This is a genomic window from Gluconobacter sphaericus, assembly GCF_016757795.1.
Classification (GTDB): Bacteria; Pseudomonadota; Alphaproteobacteria; order Acetobacterales; family Acetobacteraceae; genus Gluconobacter; species Gluconobacter sphaericus.
In genome coordinates this window covers 1,067,482-1,082,817 of sequence record NZ_CP068419.1, presented here as the reverse complement: position 1 = coordinate 1,082,817, position 15,336 = coordinate 1,067,482, and the positions used below count along the sequence as shown (strand labels likewise).

The 15,336-nt window shown below is 59.1% G+C and carries 13 protein-coding genes and 2 pseudogenes; 6 read left to right on the top strand and 9 right to left on the bottom strand.

Annotated elements, in window-relative coordinates:
• Positions 1-22 precede the first annotated feature (22 nt).
• Together IGS75_RS05160 and IGS75_RS05155 are read right to left on the bottom strand one after the other, a co-directional pair.
• On the bottom strand, positions 23-1,498 hold the full coding sequence (locus tag IGS75_RS05160) for a mannitol dehydrogenase family protein (protein ID WP_202257826.1): 1,476 nt from the start codon (positions 1,496-1,498) through the stop codon (positions 23-25).
• Positions 1,499-1,510: 12 nt separating this feature from the next.
• A complete protein-coding gene (locus IGS75_RS05155; protein WP_146861518.1) occupies positions 1,511-1,717 on the bottom strand; it encodes a hypothetical protein in 207 nt (68 codons plus the stop codon).
• Between IGS75_RS05155 and IGS75_RS05150 the strand changes: the two genes are divergently transcribed.
• Positions 1,716-2,192 (top strand): GAF domain-containing protein, encoded by a 477-nt coding sequence (locus IGS75_RS05150; protein WP_202257825.1) that lies wholly within the window; start codon positions 1,716-1,718, stop codon positions 2,190-2,192. The two genes, IGS75_RS05155 and IGS75_RS05150, sit on opposite strands and share 2 nt — an antisense overlap.
• 25 nt (positions 2,193-2,217) lie before the next feature.
• Here the strand turns inward: IGS75_RS05150 and IGS75_RS05145 are convergent, their stop codons facing one another.
• The 3 genes from IGS75_RS05145 to dinB form a co-directional block, all read right to left on the bottom strand.
• A complete protein-coding gene (locus IGS75_RS05145) occupies positions 2,218-2,772 on the bottom strand; it encodes an LOG family protein (RefSeq protein WP_202257824.1) in 555 nt (184 codons plus the stop codon).
• A gap of 32 nt (positions 2,773-2,804) precedes the next feature.
• Positions 2,805-3,998, bottom strand: a complete 1,194-nt coding sequence (locus IGS75_RS05140) for an MFS transporter (protein WP_141353464.1) — start codon at positions 3,996-3,998, stop codon at positions 2,805-2,807.
• Positions 3,999-4,413: 415 nt separating this feature from the next.
• Positions 4,414-5,484: a DNA polymerase IV gene (gene dinB, locus IGS75_RS05135; protein WP_202257823.1), complete on the bottom strand. Its 1,071-nt coding sequence runs from the start codon at positions 5,482-5,484 to the stop codon at positions 4,414-4,416.
• Between the two features lie 50 nt (positions 5,485-5,534).
• Here dinB and IGS75_RS05130 point away from each other — a divergent pair, with 50 nt between their 5' ends.
• The 3 genes and pseudogenes from IGS75_RS05130 to IGS75_RS05120 form a co-directional block, all read left to right on the top strand.
• Positions 5,535-6,113, top strand: a complete 579-nt coding sequence (locus tag IGS75_RS05130) for an NUDIX domain-containing protein (protein ID WP_202257822.1) — start codon at positions 5,535-5,537, stop codon at positions 6,111-6,113.
• A gap of 51 nt (positions 6,114-6,164) precedes the next feature.
• Positions 6,165-6,449, top strand: a complete 285-nt coding sequence (locus IGS75_RS05125) for a hypothetical protein (RefSeq protein WP_202257821.1) — start codon at positions 6,165-6,167, stop codon at positions 6,447-6,449.
• 92 nt (positions 6,450-6,541) lie between these two features.
• A pseudogene (locus IGS75_RS05120) lies at positions 6,542-6,907 on the top strand (IS5/IS1182 family transposase); the annotation flags it as partial.
• A gap of 148 nt (positions 6,908-7,055) precedes the next feature.
• Here IGS75_RS05120 and htpG read toward each other — a convergent pair.
• From htpG to flgE, 4 genes are all read right to left on the bottom strand, one after another.
• Positions 7,056-8,927 carry a molecular chaperone HtpG gene (gene htpG / locus IGS75_RS05115; protein WP_202257819.1) on the bottom strand — a complete coding sequence of 624 codons (1,872 nt, stop codon included), beginning with the start codon at positions 8,925-8,927 and terminating at the stop codon, positions 7,056-7,058.
• Between the two features lie 67 nt (positions 8,928-8,994).
• Positions 8,995-10,059, bottom strand: coding sequence for a flagellin (locus IGS75_RS05110; protein WP_202257818.1), 1,065 nt, complete (start codon positions 10,057-10,059; stop codon positions 8,995-8,997).
• A 2-nt stretch (positions 10,060-10,061) separates the two neighbouring features.
• Positions 10,062-11,591, bottom strand: coding sequence for a flagellar hook-associated protein FlgK (gene flgK / locus IGS75_RS05105; protein ID WP_202257817.1), 1,530 nt, complete (start codon positions 11,589-11,591; stop codon positions 10,062-10,064).
• Positions 11,592-11,616: 25 nt separating this feature from the next.
• The gene (gene flgE, locus IGS75_RS05100) at positions 11,617-12,894 is read right to left on the bottom strand and encodes a flagellar hook protein FlgE (RefSeq protein ID WP_237469007.1); all 1,278 of its coding nucleotides are present in this window, start codon (positions 12,892-12,894) and stop codon (positions 11,617-11,619) included.
• A 165-nt stretch (positions 12,895-13,059) separates the two neighbouring features.
• On the opposite strand from flgE, the gene IGS75_RS05095 reads away from it, so the two are divergent.
• Positions 13,060-14,445, top strand: coding sequence for an MATE family efflux transporter (locus IGS75_RS05095; protein WP_228123902.1), 1,386 nt, complete (start codon positions 13,060-13,062; stop codon positions 14,443-14,445).
• 140 nt (positions 14,446-14,585) lie between these two features.
• Positions 14,586-15,305 (top strand): annotated as a pseudogene (locus IGS75_RS05090) (IS5 family transposase); the annotation flags it as partial.
• Positions 15,306-15,336: the final 31 nt, after the last annotated feature.

The following is a 15,336-nucleotide window of genomic DNA, read 5'->3' as shown; positions in this document are numbered from 1 at the left end:
AAAAGGCGGAACCCAAAAACTTTCAGACGTTTGCTACCAGATCCTTCAGGACGGCTGCTGTGCCGCGTGTTTTCAGGTCTTCACGGGTCTGGATGAAGCGCGTGAGGAACTCGGCGGAGTCTTCAAGACCCCATCCAGAAAATACGCTCATCTCCAGCGCCTTGGCCGGGTTCGGGTCCAGCGCCAGAGCACGGTCGTCGGCGCTCAGGCGGGGTTCGGTGACGGCGAAACTGACCTGCAGGTCATCGCGGCCCATCAGATAGGCGCAATAGCAGGCGAGGACGAAGGCGATCCGGCGCGGGTCCTGAGCGTTTTTTAGGATGTCTTCCGCCGTGGCGCGCAGGAAGACCGGCAGCTTGGATGTACTGTCGGACGTGATGCGCAGCAGCTGGTCGCTGACCGCATGGTTGCGGAACCGCTCCAGAAGTAGGGCTGCATAGTCCGATAGGCCGATGCCCGGAGGGGCCGTTAGTTGTGGTGCGACGTCGTGGCGCAGGAACTGCTCCAGCAGGGCAGCGAGATGTTCGTCGCCCATTGCTTCATCGACCAGCCGGTATCCCATCAGCACGCCGGGCAGAGCCAGCATGGAATGGGATGCGTTCAGCATCCGCAGCTTGACCTGTTCGTAAGGTTCGACATCGTCCGTGAACAGGACGCCGATCTGTTCCCAGGCCGGGCGTCCGGCGGGGAAATTGTCTTCCACGACCCACTGAATGAAGTCTTCGCAGAAAACCGGAACGCGGTCTTCGATGCCGCTCTGGGTATTGAGGCGCGCCACGTCGGCGGGGTGAACGGCCGGGGTGATGCGATCGACCATGCAGGACGGGAAGGCCACTTCAGCTTCGATCCACGCCGCCAGTTCCGCGTCCCGCAGACGGGCGAAGGACAGCACGGCATTGCGGGCGACATCGCCATTTGCAGGCACGTTGTCGCAGGACAGGATGGTGAAGGGTGCGATCCCGGCGTCTCGGCGCTGGCGCAGGGCCTCGGTCATCATACCGAAGGCCGTCTGCGGGATCGGGCGGTGCAGGTCTTCGGCGATGGTGGGGTGTTCGGTCATGAACCGGCCCGCCTCGTCCATGTAATAGCCCCCTTCGGTGATGGTCAGGCTGACGATGCGGATCGCGGGGTCCGTCAGGCGCTTCAGAGCGGCTTTGCGGTCGACGGGGGCATGGATGTATTCGATCAGAGACTTGACGACGCGGACCGTATCGGGCCGGTTCGGCGGGCAGGTGCGCAGGGTGTAGAGGCCGTCCTGTGCGTGCAGGGCCTCGGCCTTTGCCACTTCGCCGGGAAGGTCCATCAGGCCCATGCCCACGATGCCCCAGTCGGACTGCCCTGGAAGGGCCAGTGCGTGGTCCGTGTAGACGGCCTGATGGGCACGATGGAAATTGCCGACACTGAGATGGACGATACCGGCCGTCACGCTCTCCCGATCATAAGGAGAGGTCAAGACGGACTCCGGGATCTGGGGCATGGTCTGGGAAGTCAGGATCATGGAAAGGATCTTTCAGACGAAAGGACCGGCTTCTTTTAGAACCCTCCATTTTTGAGGAAACTGTTTTTGTATCTTGTGAATTATTTCTAATAATTCTCGCAGGGTCGAGAGCATTACGGGAAACGAATAGTTTTCATATATGGCACGGTCTTTTACGTCTTTTCCGGTCTGTCCTAGAATGGGGATCTGTTTTCCCGTTTCCTGAGGACTGATTTTCATGAGCGCTCCCATTCACCGTCTGAACGTGGACGAACTTGTTCCGATGGTGCGGTCTGTCGTGTCGACCGAGACGGACATGATCGCCAATATGGCTAATATCGCGGCCCTGCTGTTCGAAGCCCTGCCACAGATCAACTGGGCAGGGTTCTATCTCTGGAAAGAGGCTGAAAAGCAGCTTGTGTTGGGGCCATTTCAGGGGCGGCTGGCGTGCACGCGCATTCCGCTGGGCCGGGGCGTCTGCGGGACGGTCGCGCAGAACCGCGAGACACTCGTGGTCCCGGACGTCCATGCGTTTCCCGGCCACATTGCCTGTGATGCAGCATCGGAGTCGGAAATCGTGCTGCCGGTCGTGGCGGGGGGAGCGCTTGTGGGCGTGCTGGATATCGACAGCCCGGTGAAGGACCGCTTTACCGAAGCGGATCGTGTGCGTCTGGAAGACATTGTCGCGCTGCTGGTGGCGACCCTGGAGGGGTGAGCGGGGACGGGCCCCGCTCCAGAATTCAGGCCGGAACGCTGACAGAGAGATGCTGCATCAGTGCCGGAACGTCCTCGACGACCGTGAACAGTTTGCGGGCCGATGGGTCTGCAAAACCCTGATCGACGGCATCATTGAGTGTGTTGACCAGTGACGTCGCCCAGCCGCCGATATTGACGATGTAGATCGGCTCCTGATGCAGCCCGAGCTGCTTCCAGGTCATGATCTCCATCAGTTCGTCGAACGTGCCGAGGCCGCCGGGAATGATGACGTACGCGTCGGACAGCTCGAACATGCGGGCCTTGCGGGTGTGCATGTCCGGCGTGACTTCAAGTTGCGTGACGCCCTTGTGCATGACTTCGCGGGCGTGGAGGAACTCGGGAATGACGCCAATGACCTTGCCGCCCGCCTGAAGGGCCGCATCCGCCACCGTGCCCATCAGTCCGACATGCCCGCCGCCATAGACCAGTGTAATTCCGTGTCGCGCCAGGGCCATTCCGATTTCTTTTGCACCTTCGGCATAAACGGGAGAGTTGCCGAAGCGGGAGCCACAGAAGACGGCGCAGGAACGAATGGTCATGTCAGGTCCGTGTAAGTTGAAGCGAAGATCCGTCACGCGGTCCTGCGGCCCAGGGAACGGCTGATCAGAACACCACCCAGACAGCAGATGGCGGTGGTGGCGAACATCGTCCTGTAACCTGCGAACTCGATGACCTGTCCAAGAAACAGCCCCGAGCACGCGATGGCAAGGTCAATGAAAATGGAATAGGCGCCCAGAGCTGCCCCGCGGTTCTCCGGACCCGCACTGTTGACGGCCAGAACGCCGAGTGCGGGGAAGAGCAGCGAGAAGCCGGCCCCTGTCAGTGCGGCCCCCACGAGGGCTGCGGATGGCGTCTGGAATATGCAGAGCGTGGCGAGGCCGAGTGCTTCCACCAACAGCGAGACGATCGCCACGAATACGCCACCACGCTTCGCGATCTGTGAGGCGAAGAAAAACCGGATGACGACGAAAGTGAAGCCGAAGACCGCCAGCGCCGTAGCCGCTCCTTCCCAGTGCAGGACCGAATAATATAGTGCCAGGAACGACGAGATCGCTCCGAATCCAATGGAACCTGCCGCAAGTGCCGACCCGTGCGGAAGAACGAGTCTGAGCGCACGGGAAAAAGGAATGGGCTGACTGGTCGAGGGAATGGGTTTGACGGCAGGGTAGAAGCCGATCAGCGCCAGACCGAATAGCGGCAGGGCCACCGAGAGTATGCCCACCGAAACCAGCCCGCCATAGGGTGCGGCCAGCATGGACAGCTTGGCCCCGATTGGCGCACCTAGCGCAATCCCGCCATAGGAGCAGATGCCGTTCCAGGAAATGGCGATGGCGGTATTTTCCGCCCCAGCCCGCCGGATGTTCCAGACGATCACCCCGGTCGCGGCCCAGCTTTCCGCCCACCCCAGCAACAGGCGGCTGGACAGCAGAACGCCCAGCGACAGTAGCGGTGTGGCCGCCAATAGCCCCGATCCGATCACCAACAGGCCGGAGAGCAGACAGGTGACGAGCCCGCCGATGACCACGGGTTTGGGGCCGATCCGATCGACCAGTCGCCCGGCGGACGGGCGGGCCGCAAAAGTCGCGAAATACTGGAGCGAGAATGTGATACCCGCGACGGTCGTGCTGTAGCCCAGGCCCTGATGGACAAAAATTGTCAGGACGGCGTTGGGCAGGCCGATCACGATATAGACGAGAAGATTGAACAGGACGACTGCAAGAACGCGTTTTGTCGGTGAGGCCGCCGGCGTATCTTGCGCGGTCATGAAATCTGCTCTCCTGAGGCCAGTCTGTAAAAAAGCTCGCTCATGCCATAGGCCAGATGGAGGAAGCCGTCACGAGGGGGAGCCTGTCTTTCCTTCATAATCCCGGGCGATACTGTTTGAAGCGAACATCGAGACAGTCTACCGAAGCCGGGATGCCATGGAATTGTGAAGCGTCGAGGAGGAGCGTTCCTGTTGGTTGTAGGAAAGGGTTTTCTCGAAGCCTGGTGACAGGGAGATCCTGGATGCGCATCCAGCCATCATCAGGAAAGGTGTCAGCAGGGCGCTGCTCGATAGCGTGGGGCATGTGCGTTGGTCCATGCGATGAAAAGACGGCCCGATCAGGACAGGCTGAGTATCAACGCATCAAATAGTGGAAAGAATGCCAGAATTTGTGTTGATATGTCATGACGTCGTTCTAAAAGAGCAGCTCCATCTGATCGTCGGGCAGGGTGTCGGGTGGCTGAAAGCCAGATAGCGTAAGGCCTAGCAGGCGCACGCCAGGGATGAATGGAAATAGTGGCGCTATCAGACTCTGGCCCGTGATCAGCAGATCTGTTTCGGACGGAACTGGCGTGGACAGTGTTCGGGCGCGGGTGATCTGATGGAAATCCGCGTATTTGACCTTCAGGGTTACGGTTCGTGCCTGAAGACGGCGACGTTCCGCACCTGTCCACAGCTTTGCTGCGATTTGCGCAAGAGCATTATATGCATCGCTTTCGGAAGTCAGATCCCGAAGATAGGTCTGTTCGGTACCAAGTGACTTGCGTTCCCGGTTTACGACGACGGGTCGGTGATCGATCCCGCGCGAGATCCCATGATAAAACGCCGCGGCCTTGCCGAAATGCCGGGTCAGCGTCTCGACGTCTCGTTCCCGCAGATCGGCGCCCGTCTCAATGCCTAGAGCACGCATTTTCCGTGCTGTGGCGGGGCCAATACCGTGAAATGCATCGACGGGCAGGGCAGATACGAAGTCCGGCCCTATTGCCGGTGTGATAACGAACAGCCCGTCAGGCTTGCGGTAATCCGAGGCCAGCTTAGCCAGAAAACGGTTGTAGGACACACCGGCCGAGGCGGTCAGCCCGGTCTCAGCGTGGATATCAGCGCGGATGCGGTCCGCGACCAGCGTGGCGGAACCATAGGCGCCAAGATGGTCGGTCAGATCCAGATAGGCTTCGTCCAGCGACAGTGGTTGGATCAGGGGCGTGTAGCGCGAAAAAATGTCATGGATTTGGGCCGAGACGCTGCGATAGACGTCAAACCGCGCAGGCACGAACACAAGCTCCGGACACAGGCGTTTGGCCGTGACCGACGGCATGGCCGAGCGGACGCCGAAACGTCGAGCCTCGTAGCTTGCGGCGGCTACAACGCCCCGTGCCTCGCCCCGGCCTACCGCGAGGGGGCGGCCGCGCAGGGAGGGGTCGTCCCGCTGTTCGACAGACGCGTAAAATGCGTCCATGTCGATATGCACGATCCGGCGTTGCTCCATGATGCGAGTGTTGCCGATTCGAAAGAACGAAACAAGATCAGGAGCCGTCCATGAGCACCGATAAGACCATCGAAGACGCCCGTAGGGACGCCGGTTTCCAGACAATTTCCACCCGAATGGCCTATAGCAACCCCTGGACCGCCCTGCGCGAGGACATCATCGTCCATCCCAACGGAAAGCAGGGACTTTATGGCATTGTCGAGCGTGGCGAGTTCGTTGTGATCCTGCCGCTGCATGCCGACGGCAAGGTCACGCTGATCCAGCAGTTCCGCTATCCTGTGGGCGAGCGGCTGTGGGAGCTTCCGATGGGTATGTGGGAGACGAAAGAGAATGTCGATCCGGTCGAACTCGCGCTGGGTGAATTGCGGGAGGAAACCGGACTGCGCGCCGGCGAGATGATTCATGTCGGAAGCATGTATCAGGGGGCGGGCTATTCGAACCAGAAGGGGCATGTCTTTCTGGCCTGCAATCTGACCCGCGGTGAAACGGATCGTGAAGCTACCGAAGAAGACATCACCTGCCACGACATGACGCTCGAAGCGTTCGAGACTATGATCCGAGACGGCGAACTGAAATGCATGGTCTCACTGGCCGCTTTTACGCTGATCCGGGCAAAAGGACTGATCTGAGGGGTTTTCCTCTGCCCCCACGGAATCGGAATTGTGTCTGGGGCGCTAGTTATGCTCCAGCACATCATAAAGTTCCCGATGGTCGAAACCGCATCGCTGTTTCCCGATACCAGTCAGATCATCGCGTGCGGCCATCCGATCGATAATGAACTCCTGGCCTTTTATCGCTTAGAAGTCTGGTTCGAAATGGAAGTGGAGGGCCCGAAAAACTCGCGAATTTGGCGGCCTCTGTATGATTCCATCACTCCTGCTATTATTGGGGGATGTAAAATAAACAGGTCCGGTTTCTTTGATGTTGAGGAGCGGCTTACGCGCTTGAGCGGGCTTGGTGTCTAGGCTCAGGACCCATTGATTTGATTACGAAATCTGATTCAGGCTTTGTGAGAAGACTGAAGATGAGCGACCTGTTTTGACTGATGGACGAATAGATGGAGCGTCTGCGGCCGTTCTTTCCCAGAAGCCACAGCAAACCTCGCGTCGATGACCGCCGTGTATTGAGTGGCATCATTTCTGTGAACCGCAATGCTCTGCGCTGAGGCGCCATGGAGATCTTCGCCCGGATGATGGACGGTCCGGCTGCCGGAAAGGCAGAGTCTCAGACCATTATGATTGATGCGACGTATCTCAAGACACACCGTACGGCTTTGAGTCTGCGGCTAAAAATAGGATCTGCGCCGCCTGATCGGTCGTACCAAAGGCGGTATGAATATCAAGGTCCATGCCTCACCGATCAGAACGGACGACCGCTGGATCTCTTCATGACAGCAGGACAGGTCACCGATTACAGTGATGCGGTAAAGTGGAAATCGTCTACGGGCCTGCTTCTCCCTCAATCATGTCTGGCGTTCCATATCCCACAGGAGCGTATGTAAAAAAGGCGAGGGATAATTCCCTCGCCTTTTTCGAACAGACCTGAAAATGCGGAAGGCTCGGGGTCTTTGCTTATTCTGCGGCAGGACCGGCCAGCAGCGCGGCGAGCGAACGACCGAAACCGGTTGGGTCGGGTAGGGGCTCGCCTTCCTGCACGCGGGCCAGATCCAACAGGACAGTCGCATAGTCCTTGACGCTCTCGCCCTTTTCGACGCGCTCGGACAGAGCCTTGATGAGCGGATGCTTCGGGTTAATTTCAAGGATCGGCGGCATGGCGGGCATGGCCTGACCCGAACGGCGCATCAGACGCTGCATCGTTAGATCCGGACCGCCATCGGACGTGATGACGACGGCACTGCCCGTCAGTCGGACGGTGCTGCGGACGTCCTTGACCTGATCGCCAAGCGCATCCTTGAGGGTCGGGACCAGCTTTTCAACGTTCGCGGCTTCGGCCGTGTCTGCTTCCACAGACTCGAACTTCTCCAGATCACCGTGGGAGTGGGTGACGGAGCGCAGGGGCTTTTCCTGATAGGAAGACAGACGCTCCGGCCAGAAGCCGTCCACCGGATCGGAGAGCAGTAGGACTTCGAGGCCGCGGGCACGGAAGCCTTCAAGTTGGGCCGAGGACTTGAGCGCGTCGAGACTGTCGCCGGTCAGGTAATAGATGGCGTCCTGACCATCCTTCATACGGGAGATGTAATCATCCAGCGTGATCAGGTCGTCACTATAGGTCGAGTGGAAGCGGGCGAAACCGGCGATTTCTGTACGGTGTTCGGCATCTTCCCAGAGCCCTTCCTTGATGACGGCGCCGAAGTTTTCCCAGAACGTGTTGAAACCGTTGTCGGCTTCCTTTGCACGCTTGCTGATCTCGCTCAGGACGCGTTTGGTCACGGTCTTGCGGATACGGGCCAGGACCGGAGTGGCCTGAAGCATTTCACGCGAGACGTTGAGCGGCAGATCTTCGGTGTCGACCACCCCCTGCACGAAGCGCATCCAGTTCGGGACCAGTTCGGCTTCGTCGGTGATGAACATCCGGCGGACATGAAGATGAATCCGGCTTTCGCGGGACTGCTCCATGAAATCGAACGGGCGGGCGCTGGGCAGGAACAATAGGGCCGTGAATTCGGTTACACCTTCCGCGCGCCAGTGCAGCGTCGCATAGGGCTCATCGAAAGCACGCGAGATGTGCCGGTAGAACTCGGCATACTGCTCCGGTGTGATTTCGGCTTTCGGCTTGCTCCACAGGGCCGTGCCTTCGTTGGCAGCCTGATCTTCGGTGGTGCCGTCCTCCTTTGTTTCACGCAGGGTGATGGGCCAGGAGATGTGGTCTGCCCATTTGCGGATGGTGGAGCGCAGACGCCAGCTGTCGAGATATTCGTCAGCATCGTCTTTCATGTGCAGGACGATGTCGGTGCCCGGCGTGGAGCGGGAGGCGGGGGTGAGCGTGAAGGCGCCCTTGCCATCAGACGACCAGGTCCAGGCTTCGTCGGAACCGGCCTTGCGCGATGTGACGTCTACACGGTCTGCCACCATGAAAGCCGCGTAGAAGCCTACACCGAACTGGCCGATCAGGTTCGGACGGTCTTCCGGTTTTGCGGCATTCAGCTTTTCACCGAAGGCGCGGGTACCGGAACGGGCAATCGTGCCGAGGTTCTGAGCCAGTTCGTCATGGGTCATGCCCACGCCGTCATCGGAAATGGTCAGCTCTTTCTGGCTCTTGTCCGGGTTGATGCGAATGGACGCATTTTCTGGGAGAGCTAGCGCGCTGTCCGTCAAAGCCTCGAAACGGCGCTTGTCCGTGGCATCGGCCGCGTTGGCGACGAGTTCACGCAGAAAGATCTCACGATCCGAGTAAAGGGCATGGACTACCAGATCCAGAAGACGTCCGACTTCGGCACTGAATTCGTGCTTTTCAGCTGCCTTCTGGGTGTTCGTTTCACTCATCTCATTAAGTCTCCGTACAGGAAAGTGACTTCGATATGCGATGTCACAAACGGATTTTCAACCGGCATCAGAGGTAAGATGCGAGTGTCATGCCCTTCATGTCGGCGATGAGGGAATAGGACGCCTGAAGCTGGTTGTTGGTGTTCGTCACCTGCGTGGAAACCTGCGCCAGATCGGCATCCTTGACCTGCCCGAGCTGGGTAGTCAGGGCGGAAGACATCTGGCTCAGCATGGAGGTCTGTGTTGTCAGGCTGTTCTGCTGGACGCCGAGAAGGCCGCTCATGTCTCCCAGGCCGCTCGTTACGGTTTCCATTGAACTCTGAAGACCTGAAATCAGGCTGGAATAGTCACTTGCGCTGGCGGAAGACGAGGCGAGGGAGGCGACCACCATGAGGTTGCGTATCAGGTTGCGGATGGGCGATGTGGTGGAGGTTGCGGTTGCGCTCTGGGTGGCGACCATGCCCACGGAGACCGTTTCGGACTGACCGACGACGGCCTGCATTTTCTGCTGGTAGGCTTGATCGGGGGATGTAGACACCGCTGCGGAGAAGGGCTGGCCGGCGGCGGTATTGCTGGCCAGATCCTCGGTCGTTCTGAGCACGTCGTCCGCACTGGTGGTGGAGCCGAGCTGGCTGACGGCCTGTTCGATCTGGGTGGCGAGATCCGATGTGCCCAGATCGGTGCTTACAGGGGCGATCGTGTTCTGCTGTCCGGCGAAGACATAGCTGTCGCCCTGTTTCGTATTCAGCAGGTTGCCGAGCGATGTCAGGGCCGACTGGGCGGCGGTAGCGGCCGTCGTGACGGTTGAATAGGTCAGCGTGCTGCCGAGCGTGGATAGCGAACTTGTCAGATCCTGGGCGATGGTAGAGATCTGTGACAGGGCGGTTTGTGTCGTGGTCAGGGTGTTCTGGGTGTTCGTGATGTTGCTCATCCAGGCGGATACCTGCGTGATGGCCGGCTGAAGGGCGAGGGCCTGTGTTCTGGATGCGCCGAGACCAGCATAGCTGCTGGAGAGCACGCCGGTCGAGGCTTCGAGCTGGAGTGAATTCTGGCTTTGCGGAAGGTTCTGGACACCCAGAAGAAGCTGGCTGGAGATTCCTCCGAAGCCGAAACTGGAGATGGTTCCGGTCATGATCAGGTTCCGATTGCGCTTAGCAGGGCGCTGAACATTGTCTGTACGGTTGCTACGACTTTGGCATTGGCCGCGTAGGCGTTCTGCAAGGTGACGATATTGGCCATTTCCGTGTCCACGGAGACTGTTGATGTTCCGGAAAGGTTGGACGTCAGGCTGGTCTGCGTTGTCTGGGAGAGGGCGAGGTCGCTGCTGGCATCGCTGGCGGTGGCGGCCTGTTTTGCTGTCAGGGATGTCGCAAGGGAGATGATCCCCTGATTTCCCGTATAGCCCGTGGACAGGGTTCCGGTCAGTCCGAGGTTCGTGCTCGGCGCTGCCGTCTGGGAGGTGCCGTCGGAATCGGATGTTGTTCCGAAGCCATAGCTCAGGACCTTTTGGATGGTCTGTGTTCCGGATGTGCTGCTGTCGAGCAGTTTGGACGGATCATTGGAATAGGTGCTGGAAACGCTCATGACCTGCGAGAAGCCGACGCTTCCGGTCGGCGTAAGGTCTGTCTGCGATGTGCCCGGAACGTTGCCATTTGCGCCGGATGTGAAAAGGGACATGCCCTGATCGCTCAGGCGGGTGGCAACGGTTGATGTCAGGGAGTCCAGCTGCGCCTGCATGGTGGGGAGCGTTGTATCGCGCAGGGTGATGTTCGCGCCCAGCGTTCCACCGGTCAGATCCGCAGTGACATCCCGGCCGTTCAGCGTGATGGCAGGAATGCTGCTGTCGGCAGACGCGGCGGAATAGGTCGAGCTGACCGAAATCTGGGCCGATGACGTGCTGAGGGGCCAGGTGGACGATACGGTTGCGCCCTGGGTGCTGCTGGTATCCCGCGTCGGCAGGGTCACGCCATTTGCGGTGGAAATGGTCATGTCGCCATTTGCGGACTCGGACCAGGAGACGGAGAGTTCCGAGGAAAGCGACGATAGGGCCGTGTAGCGCTGGTTTTCCAGCGCGGCCGTATCCTGACCGGTGCTTTTGAGATTCATGATCTTGGTGGACAGGGCACCGATCGTGGTGAGATCGGTGTTGATGTCCGAAACCGAGGACACGACAGTATCCTGGGCCGTCTGGCGCTGGGTCTGATAGGCTGAGGCGAGAGTGTTAACGGACTGCGCGAAGGTGGAGGCGGCGGAGATGACGGTGCTTTGGGCCGACGCGCTGTCGGGCGTGGAGGTCAGGGACGTCAGGGCGGACTGAAGATTGCCCAGTTCGTCGGAGAGGGTTCCGCTGCTGCCGGAGGTAGCGCTGGTGGAGCCCTGGAGTGCGGTGATGTTGGACAGGGAGTTGCTCGTGGCCGTGTAGGCCGCGACATCCGCGTTCTGGGCGTAGAGCGCTTTCTGGACCTGCTCGTTCGTGGCCAGGGTTGTAGCGGCAGTGCGGACGCCAGTACCCATGCTGCCAGCCACAGTAGACTGAACGTTAGCGTTTTCCTTGATATAGCCGCTTGTCCCAGCATTGGAGACGTTGTTGGACGCAACGGCCATGGCGTTCTGGACGGCATTCAGGCCGGACGTTGCAATCGAGAGTGCGCTGTTCAGTCCCATGAGGTAGGTATCCCTTCAGTCCGACTTACTGGATCATCGCCAGCGTGGTTTGAAGAAGCTGGTCGGCTGTGGAGACGACTTTCGTGTTTGCGCCATAGGCCTGCTGCGCCACGATCAGCTTGCTAAGATCGCCGGTCAGGTCCGTGGTGGATTCCTCGATGGAGCCCGTGGTCAGGGTGCCGGCACCATTGGTGTTGACTGCGTTGATCTGCGGGCTTCCGGACTGCGACGTGGCGGTATAGGCCTGTCCGTTCTGGGCAGACAGGCTGTTCGGATCGGCGAAAGTCGTCAGCGGGATCTTGGCGACCAACTGGGAATAGCCGTTGTCGAACGTTGCCATGACAGAGCCGTCCGTCTCCATGGAAATTCCAGAGAAGGTGCCGCTGGTCACGCTGTCTGACGTCATGGAAACGGTGTTTGCCGAACCGAGAGTGATGCCGCTGAGGTTCACGGTCATATCCTGTGGGGAGCCTGTGTAGTCGAAACTGGTGCTGGAAGTGCTGCTGGTTCCAGTGCTGTTCTGGGATGTCACGGAGGAAACGGCACCGGTGGAATCAAACGTCACGGTTGCGCTGTTGCTGGAGTCGGTGGCATCCTTAACAGTCCAGGTTGTGTCGTTGACCTTTGTCCAGGTCAGATCGACCTTCGTGGCCGTACCTGTGCTGTCATAGGCTGTCGTCGGCATATCGACAGAAGTGGTGCTGCTGCTGTCGAGCGTGCCGGTTGCGGTCAGTTTCGTGCTCTCGGTCGGCCGGAACGCGATGGTGGAAGGAACCTGAATGGCAGAGAGAGACGTGCCCAGGGTGCCAGAGGTGGCGTTGACGTTGTAGCCCTCAAGGTAATAGCCGGACGTGTTGACCAGATAACCGTTCTTGTCCTGCGAGAAATCACCGTTACGGGTATAATACTGCTGCGTCCCCAGAGCGGGGGTGCTGTCATTGCTTTGGCCGGTGGCCTGTAAGACGTTGAAGAACCCGTTGCCGGAAATGGCGAGGGCCGTACTGTTGGTTGACGTTGTCACCATTCCCTGGTTGTCGGTGTTCTGCTGGGTGGTGGCAGCGACGCTGTCGCTCAGGGATTCACCGTCATTAGCGATTTCGTTGTCGGTGACGTAGTCCTCGAAGCTGGTGGTGCTGGCTTTGTAGCCTGTGGTCTGGCTGTTGGCGATGTTGTTTGAGAGGTCAGTGAAGGCGTGGGACTGGGCGTTCAGGCCACTGACGGCGGTGTGGACCGCGTTGATGATCGAGGACATGGCATACTCCCGGACATGGAACAGGCTACGGGTCGTATGCCCGAGCATCATGGCCAAGGATTCCACGACGGAGATTAAGGAAGTCCTTACAAGCCTCAAAACGACGGATTCGCCGTTGCGTGTTTTGGATTCGCTGGTTGTAACGGCATGATGTGAGTGTGAAAAAACGCCATTGCCTCTGGTTCTCTGGTTGAGGACCGGGCATGATGGGGCGGCATGCCCCAGCCAGACGACGACCCGAAAAAGCCTATTATTCCTGACGATTCTCCGGTCAGACCCGCCAGATTCGTTCATGGCAGCATCATGCGTCATGTCGTGACCATGGCCGGGACGGGGGCCATCGGGCTGATGGCGGTGTTTGCCGTCGATTTGCTCAATTACGGCTATATCTCCCATCTGCATGACAAGACACTGACGGCGGCGATCGCGTTTGCGACGGCGGTCAGCTACGTGCAGGTCTCTGTTTCCATTGGCATGACGATCGGACTCGGGGCGTGCACAGGGCGGCTGATCGGAGCGCGGCAGCATGACGAGGCGCGCCGGATGGCCTCGGCGTTTCTGGTGGTCATGGTGGCGATTGCCGCTGTGCTGGGATTGCTGACGGCGACATTCGCGATGCCTTTGCTTGGCCTGCTGGGCGCGCATGGCGAGGCGCAGCAGCATGCGGCTACGTTCCTTCATATTGTCTCACCGGCATTGCCGCTGGTCTGTTTAGGAATGGCACTGTCATCGCTTCTGCGGGCGGTCGGTGATGCCAAGCGCTCGATGCGGGTGACGCTGACCGGGGCAGTGGTTTCCGCCTGTCTGGATCCGATCATGATTTTTGGGCTGCATCTGGGGCTTGAAGGCGCTGCGATCAGCACGGTTCTGGCGCGGTTGGCCATTGCAGCGAGCGGATTCCTGAATTTGCGGGGGCACGCCATGCTGGAATGGCCGGAGCGCTCGGCGTTTGGGCCGTCCACACGGTTGATTGGCGGGATTGCTGTGCCGGCGATTGCGACCAATCTGGCGACGCCGACGGGGGCGCTGTTCGTGACGCATGCGATGGCGCGGTTCGGGCTCAATGCGGTTTCGGGGCAGGCGACGATTGACCGGATCGTCCCGGTGGCCTTTTCGCTGGTGTTCGCGCTGACGGGATCAGTGGGGCCGATCATGGCGCAGAATCTGGGAGCGCGGCAGATTCATCGCGTGCAGGAGGCGCTGCTGGCGGCGCTCAAGCTGACGGCACTTTGTGTCGGCGCAACTTGGCTGGTTCTGGCGGTGGCGCATAATTTCATCATCCAGCTTTTCGAACTTCAGGGTGTAGGCGTCGACATCGTGCGGCTGTTCTGTTGCTGGCTGGTGCTGAGTTATATGTTCGTCGGCCTGCTGTTTGTAGCCAATACGGCGTTCAACAATCTTGGGCACCCGTTCTATTCTACGGGGTTCAATTGGGGCCGGGCGACGTTGGGGACCATTCCGTTCGTATGGTTCGGGTCGGCTTACGGGCCGGTCGGGATTCTGGTCGGGCAGTCTTTGGGGGTGGTGCTGTTTGGCAGTCTTGCTGTGGTAACGGCGTTCCGGGTTATCCGGAAGCTGGAGCCAAATATTATGAAAAATTGAAGAAATATTATGATATGAATGCCCGCAGAAGAAGATTTTGAAGCTAAGAATTCGTGGTTTACTGGAATATTTCTTAGAGTCCTTTTGGGAATTGAGCGTGAGCGTTTTTCAGGGTGTCTGTTGCGTGATTCAAACTCAGGATGTGGACGCCAGAACAACGCGGCCGAATGGCCGACATTACACGCAAGACGAAGCGTTATCCGTCTGATCTGACCGATGAAGAATGGGAGCGCATAGCGCCCCTGATGCCGCCTTTGAACCGGCGTGGTTGGGAAATGTTGCCTGTTCATTTTGGTCCATGGCAGACCGTCTATTGGTGGTTCCGCAGGCTAATGCGCCGTTTCCTGTTTCAAACCATCCATGATGTCTGCCTGATGCTTGATCGTGAAGCTACGGGACGCGAGGCCAGTCCATCTGGGGGCGTTATCGATAGCCAGAGTATCAAGGCTCCTCATGCAAAGACCCGTGGCTATGACGCCGGCAAGAAGATCGTTGGCCGCAAGCGTCATATCGCGGTCGATACCGATGGCCGACTGCTTCTGGTCAGGCTGACACCAGCCGATATTTCGGATAGTGCGGGTGGACAGATGATCCTGGATGCTATCCGCCAACGCTGGCCGTGGGTGAAGCATTTCTTCGCAGATGGGGCCTATGACCACCTGCAGTTGATGGACAAAGCCGCCTTTCACGACTTCACGGTTGAGATCATCCGGCGCTCAGATACGGCAAAAGGATTTGAAATTCTGCCACGTCGATGGGTCGTTGAACGGACATTCGGCTGGATGATCCGCTGGCGCCGACTGGTGAGGGATTACGAACAGCGTATCGACGTGGCAGAGGCCATGATCCACATCGCCATGGGAATGCGGCCTGCACAAGACGCCCTACAAT

What these genes read in the sequence shown, in the direction of transcription:
- IGS75_RS05130 (WP_202257822.1), top strand. Translation starts at nt 5,535, where the DNA reads ATGAGCACCGATAAGACCATCGAAGACGCCCGTAGGGACGCCGGTTTC.
- IGS75_RS05125 (WP_202257821.1), top strand. Translation starts at nt 6,165, where the DNA reads ATGCTCCAGCACATCATAAAGTTCCCGATGGTCGAAACCGCATCGCTG.
- flgK (WP_202257817.1), bottom strand. Translation starts at nt 11,591, where the DNA reads ATGGGACTGAACAGCGCACTCTCGATTGCAACGTCCGGCCTGAATGCC.
- IGS75_RS05140 (WP_141353464.1), bottom strand. Translation starts at nt 3,998, where the DNA reads ATGACCGCGCAAGATACGCCGGCGGCCTCACCGACAAAACGCGTTCTT.
- IGS75_RS05150 (WP_202257825.1), top strand. Translation starts at nt 1,716, where the DNA reads ATGAGCGCTCCCATTCACCGTCTGAACGTGGACGAACTTGTTCCGATG.
- IGS75_RS05155 (WP_146861518.1), bottom strand. Translation starts at nt 1,717, where the DNA reads ATGAAAATCAGTCCTCAGGAAACGGGAAAACAGATCCCCATTCTAGGA.
- IGS75_RS05160 (WP_202257826.1), bottom strand. Translation starts at nt 1,498, where the DNA reads ATGATCCTGACTTCCCAGACCATGCCCCAGATCCCGGAGTCCGTCTTG.
- dinB (WP_202257823.1), bottom strand. Translation starts at nt 5,484, where the DNA reads ATGGAGCAACGCCGGATCGTGCATATCGACATGGACGCATTTTACGCG.
- flgE (WP_237469007.1), bottom strand. Translation starts at nt 12,894, where the DNA reads ATGATGCTCGGGCATACGACCCGTAGCCTGTTCCATGTCCGGGAGTAT.
- IGS75_RS05145 (WP_202257824.1), bottom strand. Translation starts at nt 2,772, where the DNA reads ATGACCATTCGTTCCTGCGCCGTCTTCTGTGGCTCCCGCTTCGGCAAC.
- IGS75_RS05110 (WP_202257818.1), bottom strand. Translation starts at nt 10,059, where the DNA reads ATGACCGGAACCATCTCCAGTTTCGGCTTCGGAGGAATCTCCAGCCAG.
- IGS75_RS05095 (WP_228123902.1), top strand. Translation starts at nt 13,060, where the DNA reads ATGCCCCAGCCAGACGACGACCCGAAAAAGCCTATTATTCCTGACGAT.
- htpG (WP_202257819.1), bottom strand. Translation starts at nt 8,927, where the DNA reads ATGAGTGAAACGAACACCCAGAAGGCAGCTGAAAAGCACGAATTCAGT.